Genomic DNA, 18,518 nt, shown 5'->3' on the forward strand with positions numbered 1-18,518 from the left:
AAAAGCCCCGGCTCATTTCGAACCGAGGCAAAGCTTTTAATCGTTTACGATAACTTTTACTTGACCTGCATCTTCATGGTCTTGACCACAGAACCCTGCTGCACACGAACCACATAAGAACCGCTAGGCATCGCAGCGAACGAATGCACGAAGCTGCCTACAGCCATTTTTTCGCTATGATTTTCAACAGCATGGCCCATCATGTCAAAAACCTGAACCTTTACAATACCGGCCTTGGCAATAGTCATGTGCAAGGCATTGCCCTGAAGAGATGCGTTGAAAGCCTTAGCAACCTTGGCTGCAGCAATGCCAACAGACGGAAGAGTTCCTACGCACTTGACATTGTCAATTGCAAGTTCAGTCCCGAGATTAGCAGCAGAGAGCTTTTCATCAACCACCCAGGTCAACTTGGAAACAGCAGCCCAGGAGAAAGCCTTGATGCTGCCCGGCGCCACTTCGGCAACCCATTCAGGCTGAGACATGGTAGAAACCGTCACCGTCTTCCAAGCAGAAGCGGCATTCTGGTCCGGAGCAACGTGTTCATAACCAGCATTGGCCTTGACTCCAGCAACAGAAGCGCGGAGATGGTGGCCAGAACCCTTGTAATCATACCGCACTGCGGTGCAATTAGCAAGAATACCTTCATCAAAGGCAATTTCCATACCGACAGACGGATAAGTCGTGTCACCCGGAGTAATGCCAGAAATGCCGGTCATTGCAGCATAGGAATTTGTGCCATCCGTAGCGATCATATCCCAGGATTTGTCCGTTCCCTGCGTATTGGTGAAGGATCCACCCGCAGAGTACAAATACCAGTAAGCCTTCTTGCCGAGACTTTCCGCAGTCGTATTGCCATCGTCAAAGTCGTCAATCGTAGCCGTCGTGCCTGCCGGAGGATTCGTAGTACCGCCACCAGGATTCGAGGAAGAACCACCAGCATAACCCGCACAGTTCACATCATCAATATAGAGGTAATCCGAAGTAGCTTCGCCCTTGACTTCCCAAGCGAGCTGCACAACATCAGCCATTTTCAAAGCAACTGTGGTACCCCAGCCCTTATCCTGGGCAAGCTGCGATACAGGAACCGAAGCCGTTTTCCAAGCCGTACTGCCAGCAAGTGCCTTTGAATGCCTGTTGTATTCGGTCAACGCACCCGTTTCGTCGCCATCCATCACAGCCTTCAAATTATGGCCAGCACCCTTGTACTTGTAAGAGATCGTGGTACAGCCAGAAAGACCGCCAGCGACATTCAGGCCAAGAACAACATAAGGATCATAAGGATTGTCGCCCTGAACAAGCTTAATACCCGTCAAGCCGGCCCCATATTTCGAGCCATCCGCAGCGGCCTCTTCCAACACGACAACAAGGCCATATTGATCTTCAACATTCGAGTAAGTCGAAGCCCCCTGGTCGTTCTTGTCGTTATAAGCATACCAGGCATCGTTCTTGCCTGTCTTGGCCAAGCCGTTGCCATCTTCAAAATCGTCAATGTTTGCAGTTGACTGTGCAGAAGCCATAGCTGCCGTTGCACACACCGTAAATAGGATTTTCTTATCCATTGTTCCTCCAAGTTTGTTAGAAAGTAATTTAACTTCAGAAGATGCCGCTGTCAAGCATATAATTTTCTCACAAGGTCCTCACGAATAAAATCACGGCCAAATTGCGATTTTTGCCATCCAAATGAATCGTTATGATACAATTTGTATTGTAACTATACATTCATTTATTTTTCGTCAACTTGCCACCCGCAATGAGCACTAGAAAAGCGGCACCGCCAACGCCCGCAATCTTCTTGATATCGCTCCAAAATTCGCGACGTTTTTCTTTGCAGGATTCGCAAAGTTTTTCGGAGTCCACGGCTTTATCGCAGCCGCATTTTTTGCACTTATTCCATAATTTCTGAGACATAAGCAAATTCCATAATTTTGGGACGGTGATGTTTCTTAAAATACCATTTTCATAAAATTCAGAGTAGTGGAAATTACGGATTTGGGGAAAAAGTTCGCCACCTATAGTTGACAAAACAAACGATTTTGCAAACGGTTGTTTGCCAAATTTGCAAAGTTCTGCTTTTTGAAAAATCTCAGTTGTAGATTAGAGCCTCTAAACTTATCAGGAGGTTAATCAATGACTCAAAAATTCGCTCATGACTCTTATGTTCGCTCGGTGCTTAAAGATCCTGCTCGAACTGCGGAGCTTCTTCGACTTGCATCTCGAAAAAACAGCAATCTCGCCCAATTTCTTGCGACAGTGAACCTTGACACTTTGCAAGAGATTTCTGAAGCGTTCAGCGACACGGCCACACACGGCAATGGAGACCTGGCTTTTACAGTGAAACTCGAAAGCGACGAACCTAAACAAGCCGAACTCCTCGTCGGCATTATCGAAGAACACAAGAGTTATCCTGAAACGGGTATTATCCAGCAATTGGTCAAATATTGGTTTCAGATTATGTTTCGCAACCAGAAGAACATTCCAACCGTTGCAATCGTCTTGTACAATGGAAAGAATCCTTTCCGCATCGAAAAAGAGGTGATGTACCCAAACTATCCCAAATACTATCACAAGATTGGATTACCTTTCTTATTGGAAGTCGTCGACGTGAGTGATATCTTCGAAGATTTTGAAATCTCGATGATTTCGCCTAAAATTGCGCTTGCGCTAGTTGCTTTGAAGTATGTTTTTAATGGAGAAAAACTAAAGAAATATTTGAAGCCAGCCATGGCAGGACTCAAGTCTCTTCCCCGCGAAGAAGCGGAAGACTTTCTCACTCAAACTTTTATATATTTGACGCCGATGGCGTCCGCGGCGGCGGCTCGGTAATAAAAATATGCAAGCATATTTTTGCAACGCTCGCCTTGCACGCTTTTGAAGCATTGGTTTAAAGGCGAAGCCAAGGAGCAGTTCAAAATGGATTTCAAAAAATGCAGCGAAGTTTACGGCTACAAGTCCATTGCCGAAGTCGAAGAAGAAGAAATTGCTGAAAAGATTGCTCAACGTGATCGTGACTGGATTGAAGCAATGATTGCTCTTGGCGATTCCGATGAAAAAATTGCAGCCGTTTCCAACTATATAAAGAAAATCCGTGAAGCACAATAATTTAATCTGAACGAAATCAAAATGCAATCAGAAAGCACCGGGCGCAGCACTAAACAATCCATTTGAATAGTCCACGGTATTAGAGCCGTGGACTTTAAATTTATAGAAATTTTTCAGATAATAACTTTTTTCTCTAAAATGGTCAAATTAGACTTCATTACAATCTAGCATAGAACTGTTATTTCGCAGTCACTTATTCAAAGAAAAACGATATGAATTCATAAAAACACACAATTGTACATTTCAGATATAAATATTTAGTACACAACATCCAAAAGATATTAAAAAACATAAATAAAATAAAAAAAATCTTAATAATAAGAAATTTATAAACATTCAAAAGAAATATTAGATTATTTTATGCGTTAAACTACATCCATACCCGTTTTTTAATGAGGACAAAATGCTAAAGTTCCTAAAAGGTATAAAAATTCAAGGTCGAAAATTTACAACCGCCACAGAATTAGATTTTTGGGGGAAGGAAGGTAGTCGCATATCGTTATTGTATGGAAGAAATGGTAGTGGAAAATCTACAATTTCTGATGCATTTGAAGCCTTAAAAAATGAGGGAACTTCAGATTTCACAATAATCGCCCCACAGTCGTTTCCGACAGGATCTTTTGAAGAAGATGATAAAAAAAATATTTATGTCTTTAATGAAAAATTTGTAGATAAAAATATAAAGATTGAAGATGATGGAATTGGAACTATTGTCATGTTTGGTCGTCAGGCGGAACTAGACAACCAAATCAAAGAAAAAAATGAATTACTAAATCAAATAAAAACAACGATAGAACAAGACAATTTGCTTTGCGTTGAGCTCAATGACAAAAAAAACAAAAAATCTCCAGCATTTTATTTAAACAAATGTGAAAGTACATTAAAATCTGATAAAGGTTGGGCAAACCAAGATTCCCTTCTTAAGGGAATGCGCCATAACTCAAATGTAAACTCTTCTATTGTTAAGGATATTGCTGAAAAATTTACATCATCCAAAAGTCTTGATGTTCTCGCAGCTGAATTTCAAAAAAAGAAAAAATTGTATGATTCAGTCACCCCATCGTCAAAAAAAATCACAGAAGACATCAAAACCTGTCCGTTCCTTGGCATTGATTCCTCGGTAAAAACAGCATTAACAAGGAAAATTGAGAAAAACGAACTTACAGGACGAGAACAGAAAATTTTTGATTTTGTTCAGCAAAGGGGATTGATGCTGCTTAACAGCGCAAGGGATTTCTTTAAAGAACAGAAGAATGATTTTTGTCCATATTGTTTTCAACCAATAACTGCGGCAGATAAAGAATCATTAATGAAAGAATTCAAAAATGTTTTAAACAAAGAAGTGGAAACATATTTAGATGAATTGCAGAAAATGAAGATGGAGCCTTTATCTTTCGCTTCCGAACACTTTTCTCAATTAGATCAGTCTCAAGTTCACTCTGTTATCATTTCCTTGAATGAATTAAATCATGAGATAAACAAAATGAATGAAATAATTGATAAACGAGTTGAAAATGTTTATCAATTATTTGGAGAAAACGACTATTCGGCAAATGTTGATTCTGCAGTTTCAAAGTATAATGATGAATTGAAAAAATTAGATGAAAAAAAATGCGAATTCAACAAACTTATTGACGGAAAGAATTCGTTACTAGACGAACTTATTCGTTTAAATAAGCAAATCGCATGTAAAATTATTTCTAGTGATTACTCAAATTTTTTACAACAGAGTATCGCAAAAGCCGCCGCAGAAAAAAAGAAAGAAGATGATGACAAAGAAAAGGAAAAATTAGAACTAGAAATAAGAAATTTAGAAAGCCAAAAGAAAAATGTAAAAATTGCGCAGTTGCATATTAACAAACTACTTAAATATGTTTATTTTGACAACAATCGAATGCAGATTGAATCTGAAAACGACATCTATAGAATAAAATCAAGTGGTCAACCAGTTAAACCCAATAAAATCTCTTGTGGTGAACGAAATATTTTGGCTTTATGTTATTATTTTACAGAATTATTTTCACAAAAGGATGAGTCTACGGTATATTCAAATCCGTATCTGTTGGTGATTGATGATCCTATATCAAGTTATGATAGGGAAAATCAAGTTGGTGTGATTTCACTGCTGAAATATGAATTAAATAAATTTATGTCAAGTAATGCGGAAACGAAATGTTTGTTAATGACTCATGATTTAAAAACATTTTATGATTTGCAACGAATTGCAGATGAATTGGGCAAAAAAGTAAATTGTGTTTTTGATTACAATGAACTTCTTAAATCTAAATTAGAACGCTTTTCTTTTAAAAAGAGAAATGAGTATTCAGAATACCTAAAAAAAGCGTATGAATATGCTTGCGGGCAAAATGATACCATTGGAGATTACATTGGAAACCTTTTGCGTAAAATAGTTGAGTTTTATTCAACATTTTTGTATAGACTCGGTATAGAAGAAATATCAATAAACAAAGATGTATTAGATTTATTGCAGAAGCAAGAACACCGAGATTATTTTGAAAACTTAATGTATCGGTTAGTTTTAAATGGGGAGAGCCATTTGGAAGAACGCGCTCGTAGCATGGATGATTTCTGTAATGGGTTATCTGATGATGAAAAAAAACGAACAGCTAGAGATATCTTGTGCTTTTTATATCTGATGAATCCATTGCATGTGAAAAAACACCTTGATGGATGTTCGAATGTAGAAACAACATTAAAACAATGGTGTAATCGAATAGGTTAATTATATGGATAAATTGATAAAGTGTAAATCGCCTTTTAGTCCTTGGTTGGATCGAAGACAACCTTTGTCAAATCGGTTTATTGAAGAAGACTATGTTGATCCAATTCCCGAAAAAGGAGCAAATTGGGATTGCTTTTTAGCTTTAGAAGAATGCTGGCCTCTCCATATAGCAAATGAATTAAAGTGGGAAAGCTTGGATAAATCTATTCAGGAAACAGATGTTTTTCTTGATAAAGCATCTGAGCTTATTTCTGGTTTAGGTGGGGGTTGGCTAGATTCTGAAGAAAAACACATGATAGAATCTAGTGAAGATTGCGTTCCTCCGACTCCCTGTCTCCCCATTTACATAGTAACAATAAAAAATGAAACGGAAGAACGTGTTGTTTACATAGGGAAAACATCTGCAAGCAATCGTTTTTCCAATGGGCATTCGGTAGCTTTAAAATTGCATAATCCTAAATACAATGGATTCGAAAAAAGATTGTATAGATGTTCTATATGGTTCAATATAAATAACGAGTATGCATGTTTGGAATGGCTTAAACCAAATACGATACCATCTAAAGTATTGGATAGCATAGAATCACATTTGATTTGGTGTGCCCAGCCTGAGTTAAATATTGGTAAAAAAAATAGAAATTATTCAAAATGGTGTTTTTTCATTCATATCCAAAATTTTACAGGTAAAAGTTCTCTGCTGAATGATGTTTTTGCCACTGGAATAAAGAATAGCATAAATTAGTTTATTTAAAACAACATAGTATCAGACTCGATTTTTAGGAGAAATTTCGACGAAATACGGAAAATGTTCAATTTTTCCGAATTTCGTTGAAAAAATTTCAAAAAACGACTACAAATTTGAATATTTGTAGTCGTTTTATACAGGTTACCTAACAAACACACCTTTATTGACCTGCATAATATTTTGCACTATATTGTAATTAAGCAGAGGTTTATATGGCTACCACAGTATTACAAGAACGTCTAGATGCAAATCCTGGATGGAAAGCGTTCATGGATTTGCGCAAGCAGGCACAGCGCGGTGCGGCGGCCGGCATGAGCGAAGCTGAAATTGAAGCCGAAATAGCGGCCTATCGTTCCGGTAAGTAGTTTTTACTCTGCGAAAAAAATACTTGATATTGTTGATACGACATTGCGTACAACATTTATGAACAATCCCTTGCGTTAGGGATAGTGACCACGGTGTGGCGGCCCTTCGGCATAAGGTTGGTGAGCCTGTCGAACCACAGGGACCTTTTTCAATGCGATCCTGCCGAAGGTCCGTCGCAAGAGCTGCGTGGGGGTACCGAAGGTGCGCACGGGCGGCCTTGCGATATAGCCCGCCCTTGCCCATGGGCAAGGGAACGCCCAAAAGGCAAGACTTAACTGGATTGGGCTATAGCCTCCATGACGCGATCGAAGCACATTCATGAGACTTCACTGGATTCTTCGGGCTTTGCCCTCAGAATGACGAGAAGCAGCACTCGTCTTTTACTAAATTATACTCAGTAACATTCTCTACCGGGATCGCCATCCCGATGGATTAACTCTCAACAAATGAGGAACAAACAAAAAATGGCAAGAGCATTGATTATCGGTTGTGGCGCCGTTGCCACAGTTGCTATCAAGAAGTGCTGCACCTGCAGCGAAGTTTTTAGCGAAATCTGCATCGCCAGCCGTCATCGCGAAAATTGCGAGAAGTTGGCTCAGGAACTCCGCCCGAATACGAAGACGGTCATCACGACTGCCGCCGTGGACGCTGACAAGGCCGAGAACGTCTCTGCTCTCATTAAGCAATACAAGCCGGACCTGGTGATGAATATCGCTCTCCCCTACCAGGACCTCGCCATCATGGATGCATGCCTTGAATGTGGCGTGAACTACATGGACACGGCTAACTACGAGCCGGAAAATATCGACGATCCGGAATGGCGCAAGGTCTACGACAAGCGCTGCAAGGAAAAGGGTTTTAGCGCCTACTTCGATTACAGCTGGCAGTGGGCTTACAAGGAAAAGTTTGAAAAGGCTGGTCTCACGGCTTTGCTCGGTTCCGGCTTTGACCCGGGTGTTTCTCAGGCATACTGCGCCTACGCCTTGAAGCACCAGTTCGACACGATTGAAGAAATCGACATTCTCGACTGCAACGGCGGCGATCACGGTTACAAGTTCGCAACGAACTTCAACCCGGAAATCAACCTCCGCGAAGTTTCTGCTCCGGGCAGCTACTGGGACACGGACGAAAACGGCAAGGGCCACTGGGTCGAAATTCCGGCTATGAGCATCAAGCGCGAATACGAATTTGCTCAGGTCGGCAAGAAGGACATGTACCTCCTCCACCACGAAGAAATTGAATCCTTGGCCCAGAACATTCCGGGCATCAAGCGCATCCGCTTCTTCATGACGTTTGGCCAGAGCTACCTCGACCACATGCGTTGCCTCGAAGACGTGGGCATGCTCAGCACACAGCCGATCAAGTTCCAGGGTCAGGACATTGTTCCGATCCAGTTCCTCAAGGCTCTCCTCCCGGACCCGGCAAGTCTCGGTCCTCGCACGGTGGGCAAGACGAACATCGGTTGCATTTTCAAGGGCACGAAGGATGGCAAGCCGAAGACTTACTATCTGTACAATGTTTGCGACCACCAGGAATGCTACAAGGAACTCGGCAGCCAGGCTATCGCCTACACGACTGGCGTTCCGGCTATGTGCGGTGCCATGATGGTGCTCACGGGCAAGTGGAACAAGCCGGGTGTGCATACGGTCGAAGAGTTCGATCCGGATCCGTTCATGGAAGCCCTCACTAAGTACGGTCTCCCGTGGAACGAAGACTTCAACCCGGTGTTGGTCGATTAGTAGGAAGTAGGAAGTTAGAAGTAGACAGGAGTAACGCAGGCGAAACTGTCTACTGCCTACCGTCTACTGTCTACTGATCCGAAGGATCATTCATGAAAAAATGGCGCATTGACGATTCCCGAGATCTTTACAACGTAAAAGGCTGGGGCGTAAGTTACTTTGACATTAACGACAAGGGTCATGCGACGGTTTCGCCGATCAAGAATGGCGGTCCGAGCATTGACCTTTACGAGCTCGTGCAGGAACTTTCCTTGCGCGATGTTTCGACTCCTGTGTTGTTGCGCTTCCCGGATATCCTGGACAGCCGCATCGAAAAGATTCACGAGTGCTTCACGAAGGCGACGACTGAATACGGCTACAAGGGTGGCCATTACAGCATCTTCCCGATCAAGGTGAACCAGCAGCGTGCGGTCTTGGAAGAAGTGGTGAGTCACGGTTCCAAGTTCAACATCGGCCTCGAAGCGGGTTCCAAGCCGGAACTCCACGCGGTTCTTGCAAACATGCAGAACCCGGACGCTTTGATCATCTGCAACGGCTACAAGGACGAAGACTTTATCGAGCTTGCTCTCCTCGCACAGAAGATGGGCAAGAAGATTTTCATTGTCGTCGAGAAGATGAACGAGCTTCACTTGGTTGTTGACTTGTCTCGTCGAATCGGCGTGCGCCCGAACATCGGTATTCGCATCAAGCTTGCAAGCTCTGGCAGCGGCAAGTGGGAAGAATCTGGCGGATACCACAGCAAGTTCGGTCTCAACAGTTCCGAACTTTTGGAAGCTCTCGACTACATCAAGGAAGAGAAGATGGAAGACTGCATGAAGCTCATCCACTTCCACTTGGGTAGCCAGATTACGAACATTCGCCATATCAAGAATGGCCTGCGCGAAGTTTCGCAGTTCTACGTTCAAATTAAGAAGATGGGCATGGGCCTTGAATTCGTGGACGTGGGCGGCGGCTTGGGCGTCGATTACGACGGCACGCGTAGTTCTAACGCTAGCTCCGTGAACTATTCCATTCAGGAATACGCAAACGACGTCGTGTACGCGATGTACGAAGCTTGCGAGAACGGCAACGTTCCTCACCCGAACATCATTGCAGAATCGGGTCGTGCTCTTTCGGCACACCATTCCATCTTGGTGTTCAACGTGCTCGAAACGGCAGGCCAGGCATTCTTCGACGAAAGCGTTCATGAAATCAGCGACGACGCTCCGGAAGCTTTGAAGGACTTGTACGGCATTTACAAGAGCCTTTCTCCGAAGAACTTGCTCGAAAGCTGGCACGATGCCATGCAGATTAACGACGACACCTTGAGCGGATTCAAGATGGGCGACGTGGATTTGCAGACGCGCGCCATGAGCGAACGCTTGTTCTGGAGCATCGCCCGCAAGGTGGACCAGCTCGCTCGCGACCTGCGCCATCCGCCTTATGAATTGAGCGAACTACCGCGCTTGCTTGCCGAAAAGTACTTCTGCAACTTCAGCCTTTTCCAGAGCCTCCCGGACAGCTGGGGCGTGGATCAGGTGTTCCCGATTATGCCGATCCAGCGTTTGGACGAAGAGCCGACGATTGAGACGACGATTCAGGACGTGACTTGCGATAGCGATGGTAAGATTGACATGTTCGTTCGCGGCGGCGAAGTGGCTCGCACCATTCCGCTCCACCCGATCAAGAAGGACGAACCGTACTTTATTGCGGTTTACCTCGTCGGTGCATACCAGGAAATCCTCGGTGACCTTCACAACCTCTTTGGCGATACGAACGCCGTGCACATTGTCTGCAACGACAACGGCGGCTACGACATCGACAAGGTGATTGACGGTGAATCCGTGGAAGACGTGCTCGACTACGTAAACTTCAGCGACAAGGCTCTTGTCCGCAACATGGAAAACTGGGTCACGCGCTCTGTGAAGGAAGGAAAGATTACACTTCAGGAAGGCAAGGAATTCTTGAACATCTATCGTTCCGGACTTTACGGGTATACGTATCTAGAATAGACGAGAACGCCCTTCCGGGCTACAGACGAGAGACGAAAGAAGAGTCATTGGTTATTAGTCAATGGTCTACGGATTTTAGTTTGCACTAAATGTACAATTATTAAAACCAACGACTAATGACCAACAACTAGTAACTTTTTTATGATTCACGAAATTGCTCCGCACAAGTTAGATAACGAATTTAAAGACATTGCACCGAAGCCCACTGATTACTTGATTATTTTCAATGGAGATCAAACGCTTTTCAAGAAATCTGGCGACAACTTCGCCATTCCGCGAGTAAGCGAGTTTCCACAGTGCGAATGCCATTACCTGATCAGCATTGACGGGGACGCTTATTTCTTGTGCAATACGAATCTGCCAGAAGTTCCAGAAGGCTACGAGTTCCGCGGCAACCGCACGTTCCGTACGCTTGAAAGCCATTTGGAGCGCCTCGGCGGTGCAACGTCGGCACACATTGCCAAGTGGGAAAGCTTGAACAAGTTCTGCGGCAAGTGTGGATGCCTCATGAAGCGCGGAATCAAAGAACGCTCCATGATCTGCCCTAGCTGCAAGAACACGGTCTACCCCAAGATTTCACCGGTCGTGATTGTCGCCGTGCATAACGGCAACGAGCTTTTGATGGCCCGCAACTTGGACAATCCGGACAAGACGCGCATGTTCCTGATTTCTGGATTCGTGGAAATCGGCGAATCGCTCGAACAGGCGGTCAAGCGCGAAGTCCTTGAAGAAGCGGGCTTACGTGTCAAGAACATCAAGTACTTTGGAAGCCAGCCATGGCCGTTCTCGGAATCGCTCATTTCGGGATACACCGCAGAACTTGATGGAGATCCGACCATTCACATGCAAGAAGCAGAACTCGCCTGCGCCACTTGGGTCAAGCGCGAGGACATTCCCGAATACGATACGAGCGTAAGCATCAGCAGTTGCCTGATCGAGAATTTTCGCTCGGGATATACGATTAAGGAATAATTATTAACGAGAAAGCGCGGCCGAGAAGCCGCGCATTTTCAAATGACATTCTGAACCTCGAATGAAGCAACCCCGCAACAAGTGCGGGGTGACATGTTTACTGTTCCGAGGCTTTATCTGCCTTATTTTTCGCTTTACTCGGAGAAGCTTTGGGTGTTGCCTCGGGTTTGTTCGCAAGTACAACGTATAAAGTATCGTGAAACACGACGGTATCGCGCACGACAAGCGTATCATGAACAAAGACTGTATCGCGAGTACACACAACATTTGCAGTACTGCTTGCGGGAATCGTCGCAGAAGAAGAATTCGCCACCGGCACAGAAACAACCGCAGAAGAACTCGACTGAGCAGCACATGAGCTAGACAGCGCAGCACTAGAAAGGGCAGCGCTTGACTGCGCAACGCTCGTTACAGACGACGGCATTTTTTCAATCACCGTTATCAATGAATCACGGACATTGCGGAGACTATCCAGCTGTTTGCGGTAACGCGTCTTATTGCCCGGACGGCGCTCTCTAGAGTACTGGACTTCAATCTTATCGATTTGCGATTCAACACTCCTCAGTTCATCAAACACAGGACCTTCACCTTTAACAGCTCCAGTTGGCGTAAAGAAGTTCGCGAAACGTTGCCAGAAAGAGCGCTCTTCACCCCAGGCGAAGTTCAAGGAAACAAGACAAACAAGGACAGTAAAGACTTTGCAAAGAGATTTAAATTTGATATTAAGCATATTTCAATAATAGAAAAAAAGAAGGCATCCCTTTACAAGCCCCCTAATTTTACTAAATTAAGACTACCCATGCGGGAGTAGCTCAGTTGGTAGAGCGCGACCTTCCCAAGGTCGATGTCGAGGGTTCGAGACCCTTTTCCCGCTCGAAAGCAAAGACGACACCTCTATGGTGTCGTTTTTTGCTTTTATTCGTAAACAAAGGTCGAGAACCCGAGAAGAGGGTTCGACAAAATTTGATCATGGACGAAGTCCGAAGAGCGAATTTTGGAATTATCGCGCAAGCGATAAGCCCGTTAGGGTGAGGAGTCAGCCGCGCAAGCGGAGACTGACGACGAATCAAACCCTTTTCCCGCTCTAAAGAAAAGGAACCAGGCGCAAGTCTGGTTCTTTTATTTTACGGTTCCAAATAATAATCGGGCTTGATTCCAAGCGCAGCTTCGTCTGCTTCTAATTCTATAGCAGGAACATTTCGCCCGACAATGAGCGCCGAATCAAAGCCGGCAACTTTCGCGCCAAGCACATCCGTTCCAAGCGTATCGCCAATCATCAGCACACGAGAGTCCGCAGGAAGCGAAGCTTTGACGCGCTCCCAAATCTGCGGGAAGGGCTTGCCCAAGTAATAAGTTTCACAGCCTACTCCCCCATTCGCCTCGCACATCGAATCACGACGCAAGCGTTCCGAAAGCGCCCCCGAAACAGGTTCGCGAACAGTCACGCCATTCTCATCGGGAATTTTTGGAGCCCAAGCATCTGAATTCAGCACAAGAAGAATCGATCCCGGACGTTGCAAAATCTTAGCCGCCCGCACATAAGTTTCTGGAGTATCCTTCGCCGAAGAAATCGCCACAATCGGTTCGACAGGTTCGGCATCCATCGCAACGGCAGTGATTTCGCAAGCTTCAAGCACATGCTTGCCCGTTTCACGACCGATGTAATAAACCTCGCGCAATTCAAGCGATTTCGCGGCTGTTTCATTTGCCGCTCCAGCAGCCGTATTCACGTCCGCGCGTTCCCCACGACGCAGCCGTTCCACGAGTTCTCGCAGCAGGCTTCCAGACGAAATTGTTTCTTCCGTCGAAAAGTCAAAACCGCGCTTGTCCGCATCACGAGCCAAGACTTCATCGACATCGGATGCTGCATTCGTCACCAGTCGTAGATGTTTCCCTGCACGTCGGAGCATCTGGAACCATTCCATTGCGCCGGGATAAACAAAGCTACCGCGATTGTAGAGCGTTCCATAGCCATCAAAGCAAAACGCATCGTAACGGTCCAACAAATCCGCCATGTGGACACGGCGCGGAGCAGTATCAGAAGCGCACAGGATCCTATCGGGCTGCGCCCTCCAGGATGACAATTCATTTTCGCGATGAAATGGAGATTCCCGGCAGCCATCCCGGACTTGTTCCGGAACGGAAATGACAAATGCATTCAAGGATGCACACGCTGCCTGCGATTCAATAATTTGCTTGTAACGCAGGTAAATTTCGGTTTCGAATTGTTCCATTAAAATTCGCTTTTGACCATCATCTTCGCGAAAATGACGATTCTTAAACTCTAGATTTGACTGGATCCTGCTCCTTCGAACCTAACTCCACTAAGGGGCTGAAGCCCCAAGTCTCGTATATTGCGATGCTCAGGATGACAAGCGCGCGATAAGCCCTTACGCGTCGCTACGGAGAATGCCGTAATCGCGACCTTCCACGGGAATCACAAGCTGCAATTTCGAAAGCGTCTTGATATGCTTTTCAAAGACAACCTTGAAATCTTCGCCAAGTTCTTCTTCGTCATCGTGATCGAGATTGTAGGCTACGTAGCTGCCGTCTGCAAAAATCGAGATGCAGCAATCCCACGTGATATCGCCTTCCTGCGGCTGTTCGTCATCGGCGCGGTCCTTGCTTTCGAGCATCAGAATCGGGCGCGGTGCAGGAATCGGTTCGGCATGGCCGTTTTCAAAAATAAAGTAATTGCGGCTCACGAGTTCATGTTCAAGAGCCATCGTGCTCGGAATACGAGCAAATTCACCACGCAAGCGGTTGATGTTTCCAAGATCGTCTTCGTACGGATCCTGAAAATCTTCGGGCAACACAATCTGGTAGTAGTCAAACTTTTTACCGCTAGCGGCATAGTTGTCCTGCCAGGACTGAGGCGGTTCCGGACGGATCGTCAAGAAATCTTCAAAGACATCCAGAATATCGTTCAAACGGGAAGTCCAAGGTTCGTCCTTCAACTTCTGCACGAGTTCCATAAAACTGTTCAGGCTTTCTTCGCCCGTGATAGACTTCAATTCTTCTTCGTTTTCTGCCATATCAAACCTCTGTATTTACGGTACAAATGTAGAAAAGAATCTACGATCCAAAACTAGACTTCACTGGATGGGGCTTAGCCCCACCCCCTGGGCTCGGTCATGCCCAAGCAAGCTTGGTCGCGACATTCGCTTTGCAGGGGTGTCTTCGACTACGCCCTTACGGGCTTCGCTCAGGATGACAAGCGCCGAGTGATTTTTCTCTCGCCTCTCGTCTACCAGCGAAGCGGTCTTTCGTCTAATATCACCATTCTTCCACGGTTTTCACCGTGAGGCTCATAGCGATGTCTTTCTCGTAGTACGCGGGTTCATTGATGAAAATTGGGTAGACCAAGCGACCATCCGGTTCGCCCTCGAACAGGATGTCCTTGCCATCGAACGTGCGGAAAAGCTTATCGCCTTGTCTGAGTTCGCGGTAATCGTGACCGTCCAATTCCGGATGGATCATAGCCTGTATAGCGCCACCGCCCTGCGGCTTCGGGTAACCCAGGTCTCGCCATTGCGTATAAACTTCAACCTTAATCGGTGCGCGCTTTTGCAGCTCGCCACGGTTCCATTCCTCGGCGAGTTCCAAATAACGTTTCACGAGCTTTTCGGAACGTTCAAAAATGGCGGCATTCAGCGTTCCATGCTGCTGCGGGCCAATTTCAATGCACACGTCTGCCTTGGCGACAGTTCCAAAATACGGAGAAGCACTGCGTTCTTCGGGCTGGTAATAAATCCAAGCATCCTCAAATTCTTGCGTGAGCACAGCAGACGCCTTCATCGTAAACGGATCACGAGTCGAAAGAATCAGGCAATAGCCCATGTTCGAACCCGTATTGTGCACGTCCAGAATCAAGTCCGTACGCGTATTCTCGCCCTTGGGGCCATAAATCTTATTGAGTTCACGAGCGCGGCGGAATTCATACTGCGCAGGTTCTACAGTCACATCCAAACAAGTCTGCGAAAAAGCGCGATTCAAGTCATGGTCACGGTAACGGCGATTGAGCCGCATCGCCTCGGGGTTGCTTAGGACAAGTTCAACATTTGCACTTGGGCAAAGCGTGTTATAACATTCAGGATGAGCCTTCCACTTTTCGACCAGGCTCACGCCCGTGCGTTCGTTGCCATGCGTTCCACCAGCAACGACAATTGTGTTGATTTTACTCATAAATCATCCTTATTTCGTTTCTTCCTTTTTCTTGAGCCAGGAGCCACAAAGATACATAGAGAAGATAACACTTGTCACGAGGAACATAAAGATTCCTATGCAAGCGAGGTGTCCGATACCCTGCAAGCCACGATGCGTTGTGAACAAGAATCCCACAAAGCCTGCAATCGTCGTCGTGGAGCTAGCCATCACGTTACGGCCCGTCGTGTCGAAGAGCTGGCGTATCGACATGTTCTTATTAGAATTTGAAGTCCAGGATGTGATAAAGTGAATCGTCGCATCAATACCGATACCAAGTGTCATCGGAATCACAATCACATTATAGATGCTGATTTTTCCAAATTCAAAGAAATGCGTCAGGCAACCCAAAACGCCAAGGGTCAACAGCGTACCCATGCCAAACGAAACGCAACCCGCCAAGAAATATTTTGGCTTGCGGAACGAAATGACCAACGTACCAAAGATTACGATAATAATGACAGACGCCAGGCTAAAGCTATCTTCCTTCACAGACTGAATCACATCCGAAAGAATGAACTGCGAAGAGAATGTGCGTAATTTTTCGCCATCAAAATCCCAGTGTCCATAACGGTCCTGGAACAAATGCAAAGCCTTAGCATCCCAGCTTTGGAATCCGCCATAGATAAAGCCAATTTTTCCATAGCTGCCATCTTTTTCACGTAACAGGTCCAAAGCCCAATCAGGAATATCCTTAGCTTCAAAAGCTCTATCCACTGAAGAAAGTTTTCTGAGCGTCGCCACATTTGCGGAGTCCTCCCCTTCTGCGCGGTCGAAAACTCTAGCCTCGACAAGGTCGCGAATTTCTTCAATCACCTCAAGACGGCGTTCCTGGGAATCCAGAGGTGGAACAAATGTTTTGAGAGTTAAGAAACTGCGAAGCAACGTATCATGTTCAACATGCAAGCGCACCATCAAGGTGTCGTACAGCAGATCCAGCTGCTCCGACTTGCTGCCCATAACTGCCGCCGGAGTCGAAGACGCGCGATTGTTGCTACGCGCTTCACCAGTCCCAATTCGGTCTTTCTTTTCTGTTTTTTCAATGGCAACACGGCGCAAATTACGCAGGTTGTGTTCAAAATCAACATCTCGTGCAAACCAGATTGCCACAATACCAAGAGCAAAGCCGATAAAGGCAAGGACCTTGAAGAAGCTGACAATTTTTGCATCACTCCAGGATTTTGGTAACAAACTCCCCTTAGGCGCCGCAGGGATCCCGCCCATGCACTTGATAAAGACAGGAAGCACAAGCACAGATGTGAGCATACTGAAAATCACGCCCATCGATGCCACAAGGCCAAATTCATAAAAGCCGCGGAAATGAGCCGTCAAAAGCGTAAGGAATGCGGCCACCGTCGTAAAACTTGCAAGAATAAAGGGCTTAAGCATCCTTCTCTGGGCAAGTTCGAGAACTTCTTCAAGCGTAGAACTCTTCTGCAAGAATTTTTGCGCTGTTCCTAAGATATGGATAGAATAGTCGATACCGATGCCAAGAATAATGGACGCCACAAAAACCGTAAACGGGTTCATCTTACCGTAGAACAATGCGGTAAACGCAAGCGTCGGAATGCAAGCATAAAGCACGGATGCCGTCACAAGAATCGGGCCTTTCACGCTCCTGAAGAAGAACATTGTCAGAAGCACAATCAAGACAAGGCTTACACCGAACGAGAAAATGGAATCATTGGCCACTTCATCGACTTCTTTAAGCCCCTCATAAGTTCCTTCTACAGAGAATCGCGTAGGAACAGGATAAGTTTTGCTGCGGAAGAAAGCAAGCAAGGAATCAGTGCGTTCAAGAATATGCGTTACAAATTCATAATCCGTAGAAGGCCTGATGAGCTTTGCATTGACAATACCATTGAACAAGATTTTTCCTGTACTGTCAGGACGAGGGCAACCAATAAGACGAGTCTTCAAATCTTCGGGAACAGGCTTTTTGCCATCCCATTTCGGCTTATCCGACGATGCAACCTGCTGTTCAGTTTCTTCTTTATTTTTCTTAAAGAACGAATCAAAAGCGCCAGCAGCTTCATCAGGGAGGCCCAGCTCCTGCGGTAAATTAGCATCAAACCAGATGCGTTCCTTTTTTTCTGTAGACGAAGAATCGGCAGAGGCATCCCCAAGCAAATCGACTACAAGCGGGCCATTTTTTCGACCAATTTCTAGCTGGAGATCTTCCAAGTTGTCGCGAATACGTTCAAGGTGCTTGACCGGGAGGTACAAAAGCGCATTATCCTTGAAGAACTTGTTATCGTTATCAACCTGAGTCGAAACGACATCGCCCTGCCAATTTTTGCGAATATAATCGCTGATTGAATCCTGCAAAGCGGCGACCAAGTACGCATCGTCACTCTGAATAGCAATCATGAACCTGTCGGTGGAACCAAATCGCTGGTAAGACTCCTCAAGAGCCTTTACGCTCGGCGTATTCTCAGGCAAGAGGTGCGAAAGGTCGGCATCCAGTTTTAATCCCGGCTTTACAAGAATCGGGAAAGCCATCAAAATGGCAAGCAGAATGTAAAAGGCAAGAGCCTTGTTTTTATTCCGGCAGACAAGTGGAATATACCACTGTGAAAATCTTTCAGTAAACGACTTTTTCGTGTTCATGCGTAGAAATATATAAATATCCCCATAAACCTATAGCTGAGTCCGCCGCA

The 18,518-nt window shown here is 45.4% G+C and carries 15 protein-coding genes and 1 tRNA gene; 9 read left to right on the plus strand and 7 right to left on the minus strand.

The genetic code is table 11. From position 1 onward, the window contains the following. Positions 1 to 56: 56 nt before the first annotated feature. Together ACJMM9_RS17595 and ACJMM9_RS17600 are read right to left on the minus strand one after the other, a co-directional pair. Positions 57 to 1,559, minus strand: a complete 1,503-nt coding sequence (locus tag ACJMM9_RS17595) for a T9SS type A sorting domain-containing protein (protein WP_405329958.1) — start codon at positions 1,557 to 1,559, stop codon at positions 57 to 59. Between the two features lie 160 nt (positions 1,560 to 1,719). Continuing rightward, positions 1,720 to 1,908 (minus strand): hypothetical protein, encoded by a 189-nt coding sequence (locus ACJMM9_RS17600; protein ID WP_405329960.1) that lies wholly within the window; start codon positions 1,906 to 1,908, stop codon positions 1,720 to 1,722. Positions 1,909 to 2,127: 219 nt separating this feature from the next. Between ACJMM9_RS17600 and ACJMM9_RS17605 the strand changes: the two genes are divergently transcribed. From ACJMM9_RS17605 to nudC, 8 genes are all read left to right on the plus strand, one after another. Next, positions 2,128 to 2,823 carry an Rpn family recombination-promoting nuclease/putative transposase gene (locus ACJMM9_RS17605; RefSeq protein ID WP_405329963.1) on the plus strand — a complete coding sequence of 232 codons (696 nt, stop codon included), beginning with the start codon at positions 2,128 to 2,130 and terminating at the stop codon, positions 2,821 to 2,823. Positions 2,824 to 2,910: 87 nt separating this feature from the next. Beyond that, the gene (locus ACJMM9_RS17610; protein WP_405329964.1) at positions 2,911 to 3,099 is read left to right on the plus strand and encodes a hypothetical protein; all 189 of its coding nucleotides are present in this window, start codon (positions 2,911 to 2,913) and stop codon (positions 3,097 to 3,099) included. 403 nt (positions 3,100 to 3,502) lie between these two features. Next, entirely contained in the window at positions 3,503 to 5,842 is a 2,340-nt protein-coding gene (locus ACJMM9_RS17615) for an AAA family ATPase (RefSeq protein ID WP_405329967.1), read from the plus strand. A gap of 4 nt (positions 5,843 to 5,846) precedes the next feature. Further along, complete coding sequence (locus ACJMM9_RS17620) at positions 5,847 to 6,584, plus strand: hypothetical protein (protein ID WP_405329970.1); 738 nt, start codon at positions 5,847 to 5,849, stop codon at positions 6,582 to 6,584. Positions 6,585 to 6,799: 215 nt separating this feature from the next. Next, entirely contained in the window at positions 6,800 to 6,952 is a 153-nt protein-coding gene (locus ACJMM9_RS17625; protein ID WP_405329973.1) for a hypothetical protein, read from the plus strand. Between the two features lie 465 nt (positions 6,953 to 7,417). Then, positions 7,418 to 8,692, plus strand: coding sequence for a saccharopine dehydrogenase family protein (locus tag ACJMM9_RS17630; protein WP_405329976.1), 1,275 nt, complete (start codon positions 7,418 to 7,420; stop codon positions 8,690 to 8,692). A gap of 92 nt (positions 8,693 to 8,784) precedes the next feature. Further along, entirely contained in the window at positions 8,785 to 10,683 is a 1,899-nt protein-coding gene (speA, locus tag ACJMM9_RS17635) for a biosynthetic arginine decarboxylase (protein WP_405329979.1), read from the plus strand. A 141-nt stretch (positions 10,684 to 10,824) separates the two neighbouring features. Further along, positions 10,825 to 11,655 carry an NAD(+) diphosphatase gene (nudC, locus tag ACJMM9_RS17640; protein ID WP_405329982.1) on the plus strand — a complete coding sequence of 277 codons (831 nt, stop codon included), beginning with the start codon at positions 10,825 to 10,827 and terminating at the stop codon, positions 11,653 to 11,655. Between the two features lie 97 nt (positions 11,656 to 11,752). Here nudC and ACJMM9_RS17645 read toward each other — a convergent pair whose 3' ends face one another. Further along, positions 11,753 to 12,385, minus strand: coding sequence for a hypothetical protein (locus ACJMM9_RS17645; RefSeq protein ID WP_405329985.1), 633 nt, complete (start codon positions 12,383 to 12,385; stop codon positions 11,753 to 11,755). A gap of 71 nt (positions 12,386 to 12,456) precedes the next feature. Here ACJMM9_RS17645 and ACJMM9_RS17650 point away from each other — a divergent pair. Then, positions 12,457 to 12,529: transfer RNA gene (locus tag ACJMM9_RS17650), tRNA-Gly, on the plus strand. 250 nt (positions 12,530 to 12,779) lie between these two features. Here the strand turns inward: ACJMM9_RS17650 and ACJMM9_RS17655 are convergent. The 4 genes from ACJMM9_RS17655 to ACJMM9_RS17670 all read right to left on the minus strand — a co-directional run bounded on the left by ACJMM9_RS17655 (position 12,780) and on the right by ACJMM9_RS17670 (position 18,468). Then, a complete protein-coding gene (locus ACJMM9_RS17655; protein ID WP_405329987.1) occupies positions 12,780 to 13,889 on the minus strand; it encodes an HAD-IIA family hydrolase in 1,110 nt (369 codons plus the stop codon). A gap of 156 nt (positions 13,890 to 14,045) precedes the next feature. Beyond that, positions 14,046 to 14,690, minus strand: coding sequence for a hypothetical protein (locus ACJMM9_RS17660; protein ID WP_405329990.1), 645 nt, complete (start codon positions 14,688 to 14,690; stop codon positions 14,046 to 14,048). A gap of 241 nt (positions 14,691 to 14,931) precedes the next feature. After that, entirely contained in the window at positions 14,932 to 15,840 is a 909-nt protein-coding gene (locus tag ACJMM9_RS17665) for an aspartoacylase (protein WP_405329993.1), read from the minus strand. A 9-nt stretch (positions 15,841 to 15,849) separates the two neighbouring features. After that, complete coding sequence (locus tag ACJMM9_RS17670) at positions 15,850 to 18,468, minus strand: RND family transporter (RefSeq protein ID WP_405329996.1); 2,619 nt, start codon at positions 18,466 to 18,468, stop codon at positions 15,850 to 15,852. Positions 18,469 to 18,518 lie beyond the last annotated feature (50 nt).

It is taken from the genome of Fibrobacter sp., assembly GCF_045112255.1.
In the GTDB taxonomy this organism is placed as follows: domain Bacteria; phylum Fibrobacterota; class Fibrobacteria; order Fibrobacterales; family Fibrobacteraceae; genus Fibrobacter.

Coding starts and splice junctions, on each gene's coding strand:
- ACJMM9_RS17595 (WP_405329958.1), bottom strand. CDS start 1,559: ATGGATAAGAAAATCCTATTTACGGTGTGTGCAACGGCAGCTATGGCT.
- ACJMM9_RS17600 (WP_405329960.1), bottom strand. CDS start 1,908: ATGTCTCAGAAATTATGGAATAAGTGCAAAAAATGCGGCTGCGATAAA.
- ACJMM9_RS17605 (WP_405329963.1), top strand. CDS start 2,128: ATGACTCAAAAATTCGCTCATGACTCTTATGTTCGCTCGGTGCTTAAA.
- ACJMM9_RS17610 (WP_405329964.1), top strand. CDS start 2,911: ATGGATTTCAAAAAATGCAGCGAAGTTTACGGCTACAAGTCCATTGCC.
- ACJMM9_RS17615 (WP_405329967.1), top strand. CDS start 3,503: ATGCTAAAGTTCCTAAAAGGTATAAAAATTCAAGGTCGAAAATTTACA.
- ACJMM9_RS17620 (WP_405329970.1), top strand. CDS start 5,847: ATGGATAAATTGATAAAGTGTAAATCGCCTTTTAGTCCTTGGTTGGAT.
- ACJMM9_RS17625 (WP_405329973.1), top strand. CDS start 6,800: ATGGCTACCACAGTATTACAAGAACGTCTAGATGCAAATCCTGGATGG.
- ACJMM9_RS17630 (WP_405329976.1), top strand. CDS start 7,418: ATGGCAAGAGCATTGATTATCGGTTGTGGCGCCGTTGCCACAGTTGCT.
- speA (WP_405329979.1), top strand. CDS start 8,785: ATGAAAAAATGGCGCATTGACGATTCCCGAGATCTTTACAACGTAAAA.
- nudC (WP_405329982.1), top strand. CDS start 10,825: ATGATTCACGAAATTGCTCCGCACAAGTTAGATAACGAATTTAAAGAC.
- ACJMM9_RS17645 (WP_405329985.1), bottom strand. CDS start 12,385: ATGCTTAATATCAAATTTAAATCTCTTTGCAAAGTCTTTACTGTCCTT.
- ACJMM9_RS17655 (WP_405329987.1), bottom strand. CDS start 13,889: ATGGAACAATTCGAAACCGAAATTTACCTGCGTTACAAGCAAATTATT.
- ACJMM9_RS17660 (WP_405329990.1), bottom strand. CDS start 14,690: ATGGCAGAAAACGAAGAAGAATTGAAGTCTATCACGGGCGAAGAAAGC.
- ACJMM9_RS17665 (WP_405329993.1), bottom strand. CDS start 15,840: ATGAGTAAAATCAACACAATTGTCGTTGCTGGTGGAACGCATGGCAAC.
- ACJMM9_RS17670 (WP_405329996.1), bottom strand. CDS start 18,468: ATGAACACGAAAAAGTCGTTTACTGAAAGATTTTCACAGTGGTATATT.